Below are 15,183 nucleotides of genomic sequence, written 5' to 3'. Positions count from 1 at the left end.
CAGCGCGGAGTTCGATCTCGCTCCACAAACGACAAGTCGATCCACGCGGTACGTTCGCTGAGGCGGTCGAAATCTGTCATAGACACTCAGAACTCGTCCGCCTCATCCTCTAACTTAACGCGACCGACTTTCTAGGGAAAGGACTTACAATGGCTGGGAAGGTTAGCGAAAGTCTCCCAGAAACGCCTCTCTATGGGTTTAGTAGTGAAGTTTCAGAGTTGAGAGCTACCGCAACACGAGAGCAATTTGAGGAAACCTACGATGTGAGTGAGCTTCAGTCAAAAGAAGGCGCCCTCAATATCAAACTCGATTTAGATTCATATACTGAGATCAAAAATGTAAGAGGAGAGGGATTACAAGAACTTATCAAACTGCTTGATCCGCCTGAAGGTGCTATTGAGGATTTGAAGAGTATTATTCCTCGGGAATATACAGATGGTCTGAAATCTGACCCAAAAGTCAATGGCGGAAGCGCAATAGAATTTGGAGAATGGGTCCGTAACCGTTTCTTAGAAACACCGGGTCCGTTGTGGGATGACGACTGGACTGCGACTAAGATCGGACTCCAACCAGACGCTCTTAGTGGATACACAGACGAACTCAACTGTACGAAGCACGGTGACGCAACATATTCCGGTATATTTTCGCACCGTAAGAGCAGACGATGGTGGTCAACCCAAGTTATCGATTCTGTCGTAGCTCTTGCTAAGAACAGAGATGTTCGACTTGGAGAACTGACAACAGTTGGAGAAGTAGTTCTAGGGGAGTCAGAAAAAATATCAGTGTGTGAAGTATGCGGTGAGGACTACCCGGACATATTGGCTGCCGGCAGAGATGGGGAAGATGCTGATGCACCCGTTCATCTAGGATGTAGTCACATACACCATACCCGTGAAGGTACATTTGAAGACTATCGTATCGCGGATCAGCTGAAATAATGCCTGAAATGCCTTCTCCCGATGAACTCCTGCCGAACCCCGACGAGCTTTATGAACATCTAGTGGATCAGCTTAAATTTCTTCAAAACCGGGGTGGGAAAATATCACGTAATAAAAGAAATTTCCGTAAAACATTATCCACACTTGAGGAAGAAGACCCTGAAGATTGGACTCTAGATATTAATCCTAACTGGATTGTTCGAATCGAAACACCTGATTACCTATCGAGGAATGACTCAAAACGCGACTTTGCAATTCAAGACGGGCTCGCAGTTGTGGGCGGTATTATCAAAGCAGAAGAAAACCAATTCAGAGAATATTCTCTACACCTTACTCTCATAGCACATCGAAATTCTGAGGTTCGAGGTCATCATACGGGCGCGCCTTGCTGTTGGAACCATGGAAGTGATGAGTGGAATTTGCGAGTGGCCAAACGATATCACTTCGACATTGACGTTGGAGATGACGATACGGAAGATAAACCAATCGCACACCTCCAATCTGGTGGGAGGTTCAAAAAAGAGAACCTCCCGAAAGAAATTGATTCCGACGCAATTCACTATTGTTCTACACCATTAGACAAGCCACGGTTGCCCCATCCGCCGATGGATCCAATACTCGTCCTACAGCTGGTTGCCGATCAATACGAATGCCCAAGCGACATTCGTAGCGAATATTGGGAGTCACAAATTTTTGAAGCCGAATCGATGTTGTGGGAACGATATTACTCTCGCATTTCTGAGCATGTTTCGAATAGCGACCAAACAGAACTATTTGACTCACTCATATCGAACGGCCGGATGGATTAATTGAATAAGACTGTGTAAATCTCCGTATATTCGAAAGATCTGGGTTCACTTTTTCGGCTCAAAATTCATCACTAACCGCTCTTTCGCATCCTTCGCCTCACCTCGCTTCCCGCTGTTGATGAACCGCTTCTCGTCGCGGTCGAGCACGTACACGTCCTCGAACGTCCCCGGCAGGTCCTCGTACGAACAGATCCAGTCGCCTTCCAGTCCCGCGAGCCCGTCGACGAGCGCCTCGTGGTCGATCGTGTTCACGAGGTAGTAATCCTCGTAGCCGACGTACGGCGGGTCGCAGTAGAACACGGTGTCCTCGCTGTCGTACTTCTCGAAGACGTCGGCCCAGTCGAGGTTCTCGACGACCACGTCCCCGAACCGCTCGGCGAACTCATCGAGGCGGTCGACCTTGTTCGCGTACGACAGCGCCCGACTCGACACCTTCGAGGTCCCGAACCCGGCCGGGCCGTCGTACTTCCCGCCCCACTGCGTGTACCGGAGGTAGAAGAACTGCCCGGCGCGCTCGATCGGGTCGCTCGGCCGATAGCCGTGGAAGAACTTGTGCGCCCACTCGTCGTGGAGCTCGCGCGAGTACGGCGTCCGGTCGAGTCACGCGACCAGCTCCTCCGAGCGGTCGCGAAGGACCTCGAAGAACTGGACGAGGTCGCCGTCGCGGTCGTTGTACACCTCGACCGTGCTCGTGTCCGGGTCCTTGTTCGCGAGCACGCCGGCGGCGCCCCCGAACACTTCCACGAAGCAGGTGTGCTCCGGGACCTGATCGAGGATCCACGACGCGAAGCGGCTCTTCCCGCCGGGGTAGGGGAAGACGGCGTCCGCCATCACCGATCCCCTTCCAGGCGCTCGCCGACGACGTCGGCGACACGCTCGACCCAGTTCGGAATCACGTCGTCGGGAACGCCGTCGCCGTCGTTGAACGCGCGGAGGATCTCCAGCGAGCCGTTAGCGATCCGCGCGTCGAGCTCCCAGTTCAGTTCGTTCGCCGCTTCGATCTCGACGCGGAGCGTGTGGTTCGCGTCGACGCTGGCGACAGCCCGGGCGTAATCCGGGCTCCGACCGCGAATCCTCTCGTCGACGAGACTGATGTCGAACTCTTTCGTCTGTGCGCTACCGCCGTGGACCGGTTGCTTCGAGGCCATACCAAGCGCTGGTCGTCGGCCGTGGTTTAGGCTGACCCGTGGGGTTCCGGAGGCTTCCGGAGGACCCTGAAACCGGAGCAGTCCCCCGGTTCCACGTGTTCTGAATGGGGTTCTGGATGGCCTCTGATCCTCCTACGATACTCGATTCTGTAGACCCCGAATACGGTGTGCGTGTTCAGCCAAAGAGGTCGTTGGTTCAGCGACGAGTCCGGTGGCGGCGACCGGCGAACAGCGAGCGATGTCGTCGGCTATTCCGAGACGAGGGTATCGTCTTTGGCCACTACCTCGTCGCGTTTCCGGTCCACGAAGAGCGCGTCTTCCCACTCAGAACCGTCAGTGTCCGACTCCTCTGAAACGTCTTCGAGATTTTCTAGTCTCGCGGCCGTATCGAATCTGGCGGCCGACAGTGACCTGTGAGCCTGCCCGCCAATCGCTTCGATTTTGTGCCGGGCCCCACCAGGGACGTAGACGAACTCCATCGGGCCGATCTCTAAGGTTTGGTGACTTCCGTCCTCGCGTTCAAGAGTGTATCTAGCTCGTCCCTCAAGACACAGGTTCACCTCATCAAGTCCAGGAACGTGCGTATGCCAGTCAATCTCTCCGGACGGTCCGAGCTCGAAGTAGAGTAATCGAAACTCGTTAGTCCTGATTATCAGTGGAGAGTGGCGAACGCCCTCGGAGTCTCCCTCGTGAGCCTCCGGAGTCTGAACCTTGTACATCGTCTGCTCGGGGAGGTGCTTATGAGCAAGGTCTTCCGGTGTCAGATTCGAGTCATTTTTCTGACCCATGAACCGATATCAAAAGGCACGAACTTGATTGTTTTCATGCCATTAGGGAGCCTCATAGAGGCTGTCAACGAGAGGTGGTTTGTATTCTGCTGAATTCATTTGATGCCCACAGAAGGTCCATCCGATCCGGTATTGGGCGGCTCAAGGGAGTCGATCCGGCTGTGAATCGAGATCTGTCTTTGCGTCAGATCTGTTTGGAGATTTGTTCCGAATGCTCGGCGCCGACGAGACTGTACCGCTTCGACCCGCGATCCCACTCGACGTCGACGAGGTTGTAGTGCTCCAGCTTCGGTAGGTGGTTATCCCGGAGGGACCGCAGCGTCACAGGGTCTTCGTGCGCCTCCTCGTACTGCGCGTACAGCTCCTTCTGGATGAGGCCGTCCTCCTCGGTGAGAACCTCGTAAAGCGCCCGCTGGTGCGTGTTCAGTTTCGAGATAGTCTTCTGCCGCACCTCTCGCTCTGCGTCGGCGACCGCATCCTCGACGAGCCGCCCCGGGATCGCTGACAGCCCTTCGCGGGAGGCCATGCGCGCCGCGGCACGCAGGCCCGCGATCGCCTGCCGCGCGTCTCCTTCGGAGAGACGCGCGATACGCCGGAGTACGTCCTCGTCGACGGCGTTCGGGCCGAGCCCCTCGCGAGCCCGCCGAGAGAGGATCTCTGTTATCGCGTCCTCGCCGTAGGTATCGAAGTTCACGCGGTAGGCGACGCTGATACGGGAGGTGACTCGCTCGTCGAGGTCCGCGAGGAGGTCGACCTCGCGGTTCGCGATGCCGATCCACGAAATCCCGCGAATCTCGTGGAGGTCGTAGAGGACCTTGTTCTCGCGCAGCTGGTCGACCTCGTCGAGAATGACCACCCCGGGCCCGTCGAGGTCGGCTGTGATGCGGTCGGTGAGTTGCCCCGTCGAAGCGGACCGCGGGAGCGCGGCGCCGACGAGGTCGCGGGAGATCTGTTCGAGGACCGCGTTCCGCGTGTAGTCCTGCCAGCAGTTCACGTAGGCGTAGGGGACTTCGAGGACTTCCTGCCGGAGCTCGCGAACGGCGGCCTTCGCGACCGTCGTCTTCCCGACGCCGGAGGGGCCGAACAGGAAGCAGTTCTCGGCACGGACGTCCTCTTGAATCGGTGCGAGCGCGTCCGTTACCTCGTTCATGTGCCGATTCCGGCCAACGATGGTGGAGGGGAGGTGATCGTCGTCGAACACCGTTCCGTCGCGTATCACGTCTTACCCGGTCACGGCGTGGGTATATAAGCCGACGGCAGGGTGTTCCGGATGGTTCCGGATGGGTCCGTATCGACAGAGCGCTTATTCGAGGTGTCCGCGAAAGGCGAGTATGGCGAGTGAGACACGCGACGCCCGCGACGGAGAAGGCGTCAAATTCATCCACGAGGACGACGGCTCGATTACCGCGAAGGACATCGAGACCGGTGTCGCCTCCTTCGGCGATACGAAGGCGGAAGCCCTCCGGATGCTCGCGGAGGCGATCGAACTCCACGAGGGCGGCGGCGAGCCGATCGACGACGAGGAGGCGTTCCTCGAGGAGATCGGCGTCGACCCGGATGAGGTCGACGACGCTGGCGAGCCGCCGTGGGAGTAGCTCCGGAATGGTCTATGCGAGTTTTGACGGCCGAGAGATTGTGAAGGCACTACGATGGGGTACCGACCAGTTGGACGCGAGAGGAGTCACGTGGAGCTCCGGTACGACCACACCAAGACCGACGAGGTCCGCGTCGTGAGTGTTCCGCTCACCGACAGCGACCAGATCTCTCAAGATGCGTACCGGTCGATCGCCGACCAGTGCGGTGCCGACGACTTCGAGGCGTGGTGCGAGTGGATCGACGAGCATCGGTGACCTGCCGACTTGTGAAAGAAGTCGTCAACGAACCCCCTGTTTTCGCCCCGATCACGCCGAGGACCTCGTCGGTTCTGCCGTACTAAGTGCTATCTTCTTTTGGAAGTTCGTATGCGATTAGAGGCGACCAACAAGGAGGACCAGTACAAGTGCTGGCTCACGGACGACGACCTCGAGGAGCTCCGCCGCGCCGCCGGGGGCCACCGCGACGACCTCGTGATACAGCTCGGCGGGTTCGTCGGGCTCCGCGCATTCGAGATTCCGCAGGTCACGCCGAAGCACGTGAAGCGGACTCCCGACGGCGACCACTTCCGGCTCCGCGTGCCCGAGGGGAAGGACACGACCGGGAGCGGCGGGAAGCCTCGCGACGCCTACCTCCCGCGGGACGTCGAGGGCGACATCCACCGATACGTCCGGTCGGAGGACGTCGGTCGCCACGAGCCGATCGTCGACCTCTCCGAGAGCGGCGTCCGGGCGGCGGTCAAACGCACAGCCGAGCGCGCGGCGGAGGCCACGGGCGACGAGGACTTCCACTACGTGTCGAGCCACGATCTCCGGCGCCGGTTCGCGCAGCGGCTCCTCGTCGATCGGCAGATGAACCCGCGCGTCGTCATGACGGTCGGCGGGTGGGACTCGTTCCAGGCGATCGAGCCGTACCTGAACGCCCCGACGCCTGAGGTCGTGAACACGGCCTTTGAGGAGGCGGGATTCGCGTAAATTTGTGGAATGGTTTAATCAGCAGTGAAATTCACGATGTTGATATGACAGTAAGCACCGCTATTACAGGTCTTCAAATAATCACTACTGCGGCGATTATACTTATTCCAGTGCTAACGAACCATCCAGTAAATCCTCTCCAGAGAAGGGCCGATAAAGCCCTAAAACGTCTCAGAAGTCGTGATGACAACATAAACGAACTGTCTGATTTCTCTCAGGCCGTTGAGGACCCCCAGACCGAAGAAGATCTCGCGTTCAAAACCATATTTGAGCTGGCCGATGATGATATTGATGAGTTGGATGAGATTGATCAAGCCTTTGAATCAGGTTATCTCCAACGTGGTGATCCCGGGTTTCGGATTCTCTTAGATGCTATTTCCAATAATCGCTCAATAGACAAATCAGAGGTTACTGCTATTGGCATGTTATTCGGTGATGTAGCTATTCTGAACAAAATGGATACAAATGAGGATATGCCGGAAGGTTCTCGTGTGCCAATCGGTCCTAATGCTGCTCTATTTGTGGACTATGAAGGAGGTGCTATTCCAGATCGGGAGCTCATTACCTATTATCCAGAGAGCCCATCTCTGACGCTATCGCTACATGAATTGGAATTATGGCTAAAAGAAGAAATCCGCAGAAAATCGCATTATATAGTCATCGTCTTGACGCTAATCTGGACCACTTCGTCGTTGTTGTCTACGATTGTCTGAATGAAGTGTCGGATATATATCATACAATCTGAAAAATAAACCCGTTGGGTTCTGCCGTTTTATCCGCTCGCTGACGGCTCGTCTTTTATATCGGCTCGTGAGGCGAGCCGGTGAAAGGCATGAACGACGACGACAGGGGCTCGAGGAAAGAGCCCGACGACGGCGAGGTGAAACGGTGGACTGACTGGCGGAATCACCGGGGGGACGCGTGACGGCAGTCGCTCGTCGTCTCGGTCTCGACGAGGACCTCGAGGCGGGGTTCGTGACGCTCGCCGGCGGCCTCGCGATGCTCGCCGACAAGGTGGAGGTCGGGATCTCTCTCGTTCTCCTCGGCGGGCTGGTCGTCCTTCTCTCCGAGAAAACGGAGCTGCGGGGGACCGGCGCGTGAGCTGGGACCCGACGGGGATCGTAGTCAGCGATGCCTTCCGCGAGTACGCCGAAAAGTTGCGAGAGAGCGCCTCGGACGGCGATAAAGTCCATTCTGACAAAATGACTCAGACAGACAGCGGTACGTTCGGAGGAGTGGCATGAATATCAAAAAGACAGGGCTCGCGACGCTGTTGGTGTTCGCGGTCCTTACATCAATGGCGGTCCCGGCGGCCGCACAATCCGGAGCGGAGCTCGCGGACCGAGAGGTGGTCGTCGACGACGAGACGGAGAGCGTGTACCTCGAGGTCACCAACTCGAGCGGCGACGCGCTCAACTACACGGTGTACGGGCTCTCGGATGGACTCTCGACTGAGGTCGACTCGGGGACAATCTCCTCAGCGGACGCGAACGATACGGTTCGACAGACGTTCGCGGTCAACGCGACCGAGTACGACTCCTACCGTGTCGTCGTAACTGAGGACGCGAGCGACTCCGACGAGGAGTCGGCAGACGATATCGAGGTCGGCGCGACGGTCAACCAGGCCGGCGGCGGCGGAATCTTCGCCGGAGTCGGCGGGAGCGGGTTGTTTAGCACACAAAACATCCTAATCGGTGGGATCGTCGCGGTCGGAGCATACGCGCTCGGACTCCTGGACCCGGTCAAAGAGGCGCTGGAGGGTTGATATGCCTCCGCTAAACCTCGGAGACGGCAGCGGAGTCGATACCCTGAGCGGTATCACGACGTATCTCTCTGAGGGCGGGTCGGCGGCGCGTGTTCTCACGAGCTCGATTCTCGGGGTTCTTATCTCGCCGGTCGTCGCGGTCGTCGACGTGATCGACGCGATCGCGACGTTCGCGACAGCTCCCTTTGAGGGGGCCGGCGAGTCAATCTCGACGCTGTTCGACGGGCTCCTCACAGGTCCAGCGGAGCTTATCGAAGCGGGTGCGCGTATCTCCGAGAACGCGATTACGTCGGTTTTCGGCGCGGAACTCGGAGGTATCCTCGCGCTCCCCCTGACAGTCGCGCTCGCTCTCGCGAGCCTCTACCTCTTGGCGACGTTCCTCGACGAGGAGGAGACGGGCAACCTGTTCCCCGGCCTCCCGTTCGACGTACCGATCATCGGCGCCGACGAGGAGGCGGTCGACGACCAATGAGATACCCGTCGCCGCGGACTCAGGAGGTGAGTTGTCGTGTCGAGTAGCGGCGACAGTAGCCTCCTGACGTTCCTGAACGGCGACACGAGCGGCGAGAATCCGATACTGAACGCGGCGAACCCGGTCCAATGGGGCCGTCTCGGAAAGGCGATCGGAACGAGCGTTATCGCGACCGTTGTCGCGGGGGTAACTGATTTCATATCGGCGGGAGCGGACGCGTTTGTATCGATATTCGGCGGCTTTGCCGGGTTCATCGAGGGCTGGCAGGAGCCGCTCGGAGCGGGCGGCCGCCCGACGGTCGACTCTCCGGGAGTTATCGAGCTCACGCTCGGCGCTGTCGGGTCCGCGTATTCAAGCGCGTTCCAATTCAGTACCGCTAACTTCGGGATACTCTCCCTGCCGATCAACGTCGCGATCGTCCTCGCGTCGGTCTACGTCCTGAGCGTCGGGCTCAGGTCGGCCGCCTCGAGGTTCGCTGGAGGTGGATAGTCATGGCGGCGGCTCCGAACGGCGGCGACGACAGTAGCGTGCCGGACGTGGTTCTCCGGTTCGCGAGCGCTCCTCAGGGGTTCATCCTCGGAGCGGTCCTGTCGCCGCTCATTAGCGGCTTAGAGAGCGTCGTCGTCGGGATTCTGGACCTGATTGTGTTCGTCTTTCAGGGCGACGGTCCAGGGCTGGTCGGAACGGTCGGACTCGCTGATATCCCGCTGTTCGTCGGAGAGACGCTGGTCGGCGTCGGGTCGACAGTCGGCGGGTCGGCGGTCGACGGGACCGGGATTCTCGGCGTCGTCGATCGGATCGTGGAGGCGCTGGTCGGATTCGCGTCGATCGGCGGACCAGCGGCGCCGATTATCCTCGCGGCGGAGGTCGTCGCGGTGGTCTACCTGTTCGTTGTGATCGGACGGAGAACGATCCTCGTTATCGCTGACGCGATACCGGGGGCGGCGGGAATCTTGGGAACCTAACAATGGCACCGGACGCACTCAAAAGCCCACCAGCGTTGATAACTGGACTGTTCGGCGCTGTCGCGGCGGTATTCAACATACCGTTCGTCGACCAGATCGCGCTCTACGCGTGGACGAACATCAACCAGTTATTTTACATTTCCTCGCTGGTCTCGACGCTTGGCGAATCAAGTCCGCTCCCGGAGGGGTGGGGGACTCAGTTGGTGGTTGTCACCGGCTCGATTCTCCTGATAAAGCTCCTGTGGGACGCGAGCAACGACATTGAGGATTCAATCGACGACTCATGAAACTCAACACGACGAAACGAGGCGGTACAGGGCGGTCAACGGAGGGAGCATAGATGCCAGCCATGACTACGGAGGCGATCCTCGGGTGGATCGTTCTCGGCGGGACGTTCTACGTTCTCGGCGAGTACACGGACCTGTTCGCGTTCGTTATCAGGTATCCGAAGGTGGCGCTCCAGCGGATCACGTCGGCGGTGACAGGCGAGCGAGCCGCGGGAGCCGGCGGCCTCGCGGGAGGGATGTACTTCGGACCGGAGGTATGGGACATCGGCGCGGCGGCGCTCGGCGGTCTCGTCGGCGGCGGCGCCGGAGTGCTCGCGCTCGACGGACTCGGGCTCGAGCTCACGAACGGGGAGATCGCGGCGGTCGGTCTTGTCGCGGTCCTCGCGTGGGTCTACGCGAGCTCGGAAGTCGCGGAGGGAGACGACTAATGTCGGTTCCAACTTCCGACCCGGTTACCGACCTCCTCCCGTCTCTCGGGTCACGGCTCCACAAACTGTGGTTGGTCGACGTAGTGATCGCTGTCGTCATGACGTTGTTTGCCGCGCAACTGTTCACGTTACAACCATACGGATCGGTCCTCGGGGGAGCAACTCTCGGGGTAAGTGCCGTCGCGTTCGGTGTTTCGTACGCGGCCGCGCGGCGACTCGACGAGGTCAATAGATGAAACGCGCGTGGGTCGTTGCGACTGCCGCGTTTCTCGTCGCGAGCGCTCTCGTTCCGGTGGCGGCCGCGGCAGGCCCTCAGACGGACGCAACGGCGGCCGTGGAGACCCACGGGCACGCACAGACGGAGGCTAACACAACGTGGTCCGAGCCGGGACCGTTCGGCCTCGAGGAGCTCCGACGGGGCGGCGTTAAGAGCTCCGCGGCTCCCGAGTCGGCTCGGAACATCGGTATGGGCGGAGTGATCCTCCAATACACTCCGATCAACCCGCTCAGTAATGGTATAAAGCGAGTGTCGCCGGGAGAGACGCTGAACGGCGACATTCTCACGCTCTATAGTAACGCCTACGGAGAGGCGGCGGGCGAGTACGAGTTTGTCGTCGTCTACTGGCAACCGGAGTCGACTGAGGTCGGCGGCTCGACGCGGGAATACGCCGCGAATCAGACGGTCCAGCGAATCGGCGTCAACTTCGCTCAGGGGTACTCAACGAGCGACGTTGAGCTTCAGTCGCACTACGATAAACAGGTAGAGGCGACAGCATGGCTCGAGCGGGACGGGGAGCGAGTCCCCGGAGCGACGTGGCGGTTTGAACACGCGTCGGCGCCGGCCTCTCAACAGGTCCAGATCGACACGCTCGCGGAGGCATGGACGTACGTGTTCCGGGTCGCGATTCTCCCCGGACTCGCGGCGGTCGTTTTCGGGCTGTCGCTCGCGAAAGTGACGCTCAAGCGAACCGGGACCGGGCCACGATACGGAAAGGGCGCGTGGGTGTTCCTCGGTCTCATCGGCGGGGGGCTCGCGCTCTCTGCCGCGTACTACGAGGTCGCGGTCGTAATCGCGAATCTGGATATCCTGATGGGCCTGTCGCTCGGAGTGATCGCGTACGGCGGCGGGCTCCAGATCCACTCAGACGTTGAGTATGTGGGATTCGAGCGCAAAGAGCTCACAGACGCGGTAGCGCTCCGGCAGGGACGCGACGGCGAGTCGGACCCGGAGGCGGTTCCGGACGGCGGCGCGTCGGAGGTAACGGACTCGATAGAGATCCCGGAGTCGAACTATCACGACGAGCTGTATGAGGACCTCCCGCGGCTCCCGATGGTCCGCGGAGAGGGGGGCCGATACATCCCGAAAAAGGGGATCGGGCCGTTCCTCGCTCGATTCTTCTCAGACGCGGCGCGGCTCGACCTGTCGTCGCTTACGACGCGGGTTCGCGTGAACACGGGGTGTATCTCCGAGAAGGTGTATGTCCACCCGGACTCAGAAGGCGTCAAACACACGGCGGCGCACTTAGCGCGTCGTATGCCCGTGTGGTGGAGAATCGACCCGGAGACGACTGAGCGCGGTGAGAAGCTCCTCTATGGAGCGCTGACGCTCGGAGCGCTCGCGCTGCCTGTTATCGGGTGGAAGGTCGGCGGAGCGGTCGCGAACGTCCCGACGGTCGGCGCCGCTCTCGGCGCGGTCGCCCTCGCGGTGGAGTCGCTTGAGGCTCAACCGGGCTCCGTCGAGTTTACTCCGGCGCCGCGTCACGACGTGACGGCCGACGCGAGTCTCACGATCCTCCAGCAAGAACACGCGGACGCGAAAACGCTCGAGGAGTACGAGGAGATCGCGTGGTCCGAGCGCACGACGACAGCGCTCGAGGCGCGGGAGGTCCAAGGCCGGCAGGACAAGACCGTGACGCGGCGGCTCAACGAGGAGGCCCTCGGTATGGGTCTCGACGTGGAGGCGCGACAGGACTCGGAGTCGGAGCCGACACTCGGCGGTCCTGAGCCGGACACGAACGACTCGGACACGAGCGACGTTCGCGCGGACGGGGGCGATAATGAGTAGCTCGACGAGCTCGCGTCGGTCGACGCGACCGGCGCTCGAGGTCCTAAACCAGGACCACGATCGGCTACTCTACGACGGCGACGTTCGGCGCGACCCGCCGATTCAACCGCTCGCGGACGGGTTTACGTCGCTTTGGATGGCACTCTCGTGGTATCAAGCGGCGTCGGTCCGGACGCTCGGACACGTGGAGTCCGTTCTCGAGCCGAGACATATCATGCCTGAGTCGCCGCTGTTCGAGGATCTCCTCCGACGGAGTGAGACGGGGCCGTACGTCCGACAGCGGCTCGTTGAGTCGATGGACGACGCGTGTGACCTCGCGTTTCGACAATTCCGCGACCGGGCCAAAGAGCGCCTCGAGGACGACGACGAGAGCGTGACGATCGACCCGGAGAACGAGCGGAACCCGCTGATGCGACCGGCGTTCGAGCGGCTCGACACGGGTCAATCGAAGGCGCTCCGAGAGCTCTGGACGGGATTCGACTCGCGGCGCGAGGTCACTCGCTGGCTTCGGAGCGTGACGGCGGTCACGAACGGCGAGAAGCCTCAGGGAGCGGTTAACGACTTAGAGCGGTCGAGTCCGCTCATGGAGGCGCTTCTCGACAGCGAGAGCGACGGAGCGAAGCTCACGAGGTACAGATTCGCAGTTAGCACGCTTCTCCCCGCGTGTAATGCGGCGGCTCGGACGCTCCGCGGGTCTGAGTCGGCGAACGTTGAAAGCGAGATGGGGTGCTTCAAACAGGGATAACAATGGCGACAGCACACCAAGACGGAGGTAGAGACGGCCGCCCACCGGAGGGCGTCAATTGGGGAGAAGATACGAAACAAGCTCACCCGGAGTACCCGGACGTGGAGGAGACGCCTCCGGGCTGGAATAACAAGCGGACCGACGCCGACGAGATTCGGCGCCGGTTCGGTATCGCGGCGTTTGAAGATAACTACGAGTTTCGGCCATATCCCGACTGTTTGGTTCACGAGACGGCGACGGAGGACCGCGGGACCTCTCAGGTCGGCGGGACGAATTGGCTCGCGACCGGGGAGAAGGGCTCCGGAAAGTCGACGTGGGGCCTCTATTGGGCGACTCGCCTCATGGAGGTCAATAACGAGGCGGTCGTTTGGCGCGGCTCGAGCTCGCGCTCCGAGTGGCTCCCGTTGAAGGTCTGGACGCGACTGTTCCTGCCGGCGAACGCGGAGAGCTCCGCGAGTTGGAAACCTCGAGATATCCGCGCCGATCTCGACGGCGACGAGGCCGACCTCGAGGAGGTCGTTCGCGAGGTGATCTACTACGAGGACCCGCGAGATATCAACGAGCAACTGGAGCCGGGGACGTTCAACGTGGTGTACCCCGATCCGTCGTTCTCGGGGTGCGCCGAGATCGTCGCCGAGTCGGATTATATGGAGCAACCCGTCGAGTGGGTCCCGAAGTGGGAAGCGGACCAGGGCGACGCGACGCCGTTGATCCATTGGTGGTTCGCGTGGTCTATCGCGAAAGTCGAATACGGACCGTACGATTGGGTGTCGCTCCTGTTCGACGAGACGGCCGATTGGGTACCACAAAGCGCCCGCGCGGACCAGCACGAGACGTTCGCGAAGATAGGCGCGCTAAGGCGCGTTCTCGCCGACTCGCGTAAGTTCTATTTCTCGCTTTATTTCCTCGCGCACCACGAGGAAAACCTCCATTCGAAGATTCGTCGGACGATCCAATGGCGGATCTCCATGCCCGACGGGACGGCGAACCCGGCTCGGGAGAACAACGACCGGCCTCCGGTCGGATTCAACGCGATTCCGATGATCCGCGACCAGTTGTCGCGGCGGCCTGTCGGGAATCTGATTTTCTGGAACGAAACGAGCTTTAACAAGGTTCGCTGGGACGAAATAGCGGAGTTTTCGGAAGATGAACGTCGTTGGCTGAAAATCTCGCTCAGTCAGGACTACGCACGCGCGCGTAGCGGAGTAGAGGCCACCGGGGGGGAGGGGGGTGCGTCTGCCGATGACTGACGACAGCGCTCTCGAGGACCTGCCGGTCGGGACGATCGTGGTCGTCGGCGCACTCCTCCTGGCGGCGCTGACGCTCCCGACGTTCGCTCCCGGAACGGGTCCGGAGGAGCCGGACGCGAGCAACGGGACGATCGTCACTCCGGACGGTACCGAGCTCGAGGAGGTCAATCGCGGACCGATCGACGGGCTCAACGTCCTGCCGGGGTCGCACTTGATGGACGATAGCCCGACTGTTCACGCGTCGACGGGCGCTCAGACGATGCGCGTCGAGACGACGACCGTCGACGGCGAGCCGGCGCTCAACTTGTCGGACGATCGCACGCACGACGGCCGATGGGTTGCTGTTCCAACTGAGTGGTTCAAGGGCGCGTACGGAGAGGTTCCGAGTGTCGCCCGTATCGCACACGAGGACAGCGGGACCTACACGGAACCGCTCCAGGTGCGCGGCGACTCCGCCGCGTTCTACGTCCGCGGGTTCTCGACGAACACGGTGACGTTCGGCGGCGAGCTGGTGATTCAGGACCGGCCGGCGACCGACGGGACGCGACACACGTATCAACTGGACTCGAGGGACTCCGTCGACGACGTGTCGATCAATTTGACGGGTGTCGAGACCACGAGTAACCAAACCGTCTCGGCGACGACGACAGGCACAATCTACCCGGATATCGGTGGGGCTGACGCTCCGCCGGAAACGACGCTTACTATCGAGGGGAACGGATTCGGGAGTCGTACCGTTTCGGACTCGGTGACCGGCGTCTCGGACGGCTACTCGACGAGCGTGAATCTCGAAGGCTCGCTTACGGACTCGGCAGAGAGTTCGGCTCCGACGATCGATGTGACGGGCGTCGAGAACACGGCTCAGGACTCGACAAGCGGAACATTCACCGACGGGGGTTCGGTGCCGTTTAACATTGGTGGGACCGAGAGGCCGCGAGACGCGACGGTCACGCTCA

At 60.5% G+C, this 15,183-nt stretch carries 19 protein-coding genes and 2 pseudogenes; 17 read left to right on the top strand and 4 right to left on the bottom strand.

The window, feature by feature from the left end:
• The first annotated feature begins 149 nt into the window (after positions 1 to 149).
• Together EXE51_RS17335 and EXE51_RS18080 are read left to right on the top strand one after the other, a co-directional pair.
• Positions 150 to 938: a response regulator gene (locus EXE51_RS17335; RefSeq protein ID WP_137693177.1), complete on the top strand. Its 789-nt coding sequence runs from the start codon at positions 150 to 152 to the stop codon at positions 936 to 938.
• Entirely contained in the window at positions 938 to 1,747 is an 810-nt protein-coding gene (locus EXE51_RS18080; RefSeq protein ID WP_241990668.1) for a hypothetical protein, read from the top strand. The genes EXE51_RS17335 and EXE51_RS18080 overlap by 1 nt, the downstream gene beginning before the upstream one ends.
• A gap of 45 nt (positions 1,748 to 1,792) precedes the next feature.
• Here the strand turns inward: EXE51_RS18080 and EXE51_RS17325 are convergent.
• The 4 genes and pseudogenes from EXE51_RS17325 to EXE51_RS17310 form a co-directional block, all read right to left on the bottom strand.
• Positions 1,793 to 2,578 (bottom strand): annotated as a pseudogene (locus tag EXE51_RS17325) (DNA adenine methylase).
• Positions 2,578 to 2,895 carry a hypothetical protein gene (locus EXE51_RS17320; protein ID WP_137693176.1) on the bottom strand — a complete coding sequence of 106 codons (318 nt, stop codon included), beginning with the start codon at positions 2,893 to 2,895 and terminating at the stop codon, positions 2,578 to 2,580. Before EXE51_RS17320 ends, EXE51_RS17325 begins: the two are co-directional and overlap by 1 nt.
• Before the next feature lie 248 nt (positions 2,896 to 3,143).
• Positions 3,144 to 3,683 carry a cupin domain-containing protein gene (locus EXE51_RS17315; RefSeq protein ID WP_137693175.1) on the bottom strand — a complete coding sequence of 180 codons (540 nt, stop codon included), beginning with the start codon at positions 3,681 to 3,683 and terminating at the stop codon, positions 3,144 to 3,146.
• Positions 3,684 to 3,867: 184 nt separating this feature from the next.
• Positions 3,868 to 4,902: a Cdc6/Cdc18 family protein gene (locus tag EXE51_RS17310; protein ID WP_137693174.1), complete on the bottom strand. Its 1,035-nt coding sequence runs from the start codon at positions 4,900 to 4,902 to the stop codon at positions 3,868 to 3,870.
• 112 nt (positions 4,903 to 5,014) lie between these two features.
• Here EXE51_RS17310 and EXE51_RS17305 point away from each other — a divergent pair, with 112 nt between their 5' ends.
• From EXE51_RS17305 to EXE51_RS17235, 15 genes and pseudogenes are all read left to right on the top strand, one after another.
• A complete protein-coding gene (locus tag EXE51_RS17305) occupies positions 5,015 to 5,278 on the top strand; it encodes a type II toxin-antitoxin system HicB family antitoxin (RefSeq protein ID WP_137693173.1) in 264 nt (87 codons plus the stop codon).
• A 54-nt stretch (positions 5,279 to 5,332) separates the two neighbouring features.
• Positions 5,333 to 5,533 (top strand): type II toxin-antitoxin system HicA family toxin, encoded by a 201-nt coding sequence (locus EXE51_RS17300; protein WP_137693172.1) that lies wholly within the window; start codon positions 5,333 to 5,335, stop codon positions 5,531 to 5,533.
• 111 nt (positions 5,534 to 5,644) lie between these two features.
• Positions 5,645 to 6,250, top strand: a complete 606-nt coding sequence (locus tag EXE51_RS17295; RefSeq protein ID WP_137693171.1) for a site-specific integrase — start codon at positions 5,645 to 5,647, stop codon at positions 6,248 to 6,250.
• A gap of 44 nt (positions 6,251 to 6,294) precedes the next feature.
• The gene (locus EXE51_RS17290; protein ID WP_137693170.1) at positions 6,295 to 6,963 is read left to right on the top strand and encodes a hypothetical protein; all 669 of its coding nucleotides are present in this window, start codon (positions 6,295 to 6,297) and stop codon (positions 6,961 to 6,963) included.
• 208 nt (positions 6,964 to 7,171) lie between these two features.
• The gene (locus EXE51_RS17285; RefSeq protein ID WP_049897541.1) at positions 7,172 to 7,351 is read left to right on the top strand and encodes a hypothetical protein; all 180 of its coding nucleotides are present in this window, start codon (positions 7,172 to 7,174) and stop codon (positions 7,349 to 7,351) included.
• Positions 7,352 to 7,490: 139 nt separating this feature from the next.
• On the top strand, positions 7,491 to 8,015 hold the full coding sequence (locus EXE51_RS17280) for a hypothetical protein (protein ID WP_199234077.1): 525 nt from the start codon (positions 7,491 to 7,493) through the stop codon (positions 8,013 to 8,015).
• Position 8,016: 1 nt separating this feature from the next.
• The gene (locus tag EXE51_RS17275) at positions 8,017 to 8,487 is read left to right on the top strand and encodes a hypothetical protein (protein ID WP_137693169.1); all 471 of its coding nucleotides are present in this window, start codon (positions 8,017 to 8,019) and stop codon (positions 8,485 to 8,487) included.
• Positions 8,488 to 8,523: 36 nt separating this feature from the next.
• Positions 8,524 to 8,976 carry a hypothetical protein gene (locus tag EXE51_RS17270; protein WP_137693168.1) on the top strand — a complete coding sequence of 151 codons (453 nt, stop codon included), beginning with the start codon at positions 8,524 to 8,526 and terminating at the stop codon, positions 8,974 to 8,976.
• A gap of 2 nt (positions 8,977 to 8,978) precedes the next feature.
• The gene (locus EXE51_RS17265) at positions 8,979 to 9,452 is read left to right on the top strand and encodes a hypothetical protein (protein ID WP_094583541.1); all 474 of its coding nucleotides are present in this window, start codon (positions 8,979 to 8,981) and stop codon (positions 9,450 to 9,452) included.
• Between the two features lie 2 nt (positions 9,453 to 9,454).
• On the top strand, positions 9,455 to 9,739 hold the full coding sequence (locus tag EXE51_RS17260; RefSeq protein ID WP_241990667.1) for a hypothetical protein: 285 nt from the start codon (positions 9,455 to 9,457) through the stop codon (positions 9,737 to 9,739).
• A 53-nt stretch (positions 9,740 to 9,792) separates the two neighbouring features.
• Positions 9,793 to 10,167: a hypothetical protein gene (locus EXE51_RS17255; RefSeq protein ID WP_241990666.1), complete on the top strand. Its 375-nt coding sequence runs from the start codon at positions 9,793 to 9,795 to the stop codon at positions 10,165 to 10,167.
• Positions 10,168 to 10,399: 232 nt separating this feature from the next.
• The gene (locus tag EXE51_RS17250) at positions 10,400 to 12,232 is read left to right on the top strand and encodes a hypothetical protein (protein ID WP_241990665.1); all 1,833 of its coding nucleotides are present in this window, start codon (positions 10,400 to 10,402) and stop codon (positions 12,230 to 12,232) included.
• A complete protein-coding gene (locus EXE51_RS17245) occupies positions 12,225 to 12,977 on the top strand; it encodes a hypothetical protein (protein ID WP_137693167.1) in 753 nt (250 codons plus the stop codon). Before EXE51_RS17250 ends, EXE51_RS17245 begins: the two co-directional genes overlap by 8 nt.
• Positions 12,978 to 13,078: 101 nt before the next feature.
• Positions 13,079 to 14,227: a hypothetical protein gene (locus tag EXE51_RS17240; RefSeq protein ID WP_241990664.1), complete on the top strand. Its 1,149-nt coding sequence runs from the start codon at positions 13,079 to 13,081 to the stop codon at positions 14,225 to 14,227.
• Positions 14,220 to 15,183 (top strand): annotated as a pseudogene (locus EXE51_RS17235) (hypothetical protein); the annotation flags it as partial. The gene EXE51_RS17240 and the pseudogene EXE51_RS17235, both read left to right, overlap by 8 nt.

It is taken from the genome of Halorubrum sp. CGM5_25_10-8B (assembly GCF_005435095.1).
Lineage (GTDB): Archaea > Halobacteriota > Halobacteria > Halobacteriales > Haloferacaceae > Halorubrum > Halorubrum ezzemoulense.
The sequence above is the reverse complement of the archived record's forward strand: the minus strand, read 5'-3'. Positions and strand labels throughout refer to the sequence as shown.

Excerpts from the sequence above, each read along its gene's own strand:
- EXE51_RS17335 (WP_137693177.1), top strand. The coding sequence starts at position 150 with ATGGCTGGGAAGGTTAGCGAAAGTCTCCCAGAAACGCCTCTCTATGGG.
- EXE51_RS18080 (WP_241990668.1), top strand. The coding sequence starts at position 938 with ATGCCTGAAATGCCTTCTCCCGATGAACTCCTGCCGAACCCCGACGAG.
- EXE51_RS17320 (WP_137693176.1), bottom strand. The coding sequence starts at position 2,895 with ATGGCCTCGAAGCAACCGGTCCACGGCGGTAGCGCACAGACGAAAGAG.
- EXE51_RS17315 (WP_137693175.1), bottom strand. The coding sequence starts at position 3,683 with ATGGGTCAGAAAAATGACTCGAATCTGACACCGGAAGACCTTGCTCAT.
- EXE51_RS17305 (WP_137693173.1), top strand. The coding sequence starts at position 5,015 with ATGGCGAGTGAGACACGCGACGCCCGCGACGGAGAAGGCGTCAAATTC.
- EXE51_RS17300 (WP_137693172.1), top strand. The coding sequence starts at position 5,333 with ATGGGGTACCGACCAGTTGGACGCGAGAGGAGTCACGTGGAGCTCCGG.
- EXE51_RS17295 (WP_137693171.1), top strand. The coding sequence starts at position 5,645 with ATGCGATTAGAGGCGACCAACAAGGAGGACCAGTACAAGTGCTGGCTC.
- EXE51_RS17290 (WP_137693170.1), top strand. The coding sequence starts at position 6,295 with ATGACAGTAAGCACCGCTATTACAGGTCTTCAAATAATCACTACTGCG.
- EXE51_RS17280 (WP_199234077.1), top strand. The coding sequence starts at position 7,491 with ATGAATATCAAAAAGACAGGGCTCGCGACGCTGTTGGTGTTCGCGGTC.
- EXE51_RS17275 (WP_137693169.1), top strand. The coding sequence starts at position 8,017 with ATGCCTCCGCTAAACCTCGGAGACGGCAGCGGAGTCGATACCCTGAGC.
- EXE51_RS17265 (WP_094583541.1), top strand. The coding sequence starts at position 8,979 with ATGGCGGCGGCTCCGAACGGCGGCGACGACAGTAGCGTGCCGGACGTG.
- EXE51_RS17260 (WP_241990667.1), top strand. The coding sequence starts at position 9,455 with ATGGCACCGGACGCACTCAAAAGCCCACCAGCGTTGATAACTGGACTG.
- EXE51_RS17255 (WP_241990666.1), top strand. The coding sequence starts at position 9,793 with ATGCCAGCCATGACTACGGAGGCGATCCTCGGGTGGATCGTTCTCGGC.
- EXE51_RS17250 (WP_241990665.1), top strand. The coding sequence starts at position 10,400 with ATGAAACGCGCGTGGGTCGTTGCGACTGCCGCGTTTCTCGTCGCGAGC.
- EXE51_RS17245 (WP_137693167.1), top strand. The coding sequence starts at position 12,225 with ATGAGTAGCTCGACGAGCTCGCGTCGGTCGACGCGACCGGCGCTCGAG.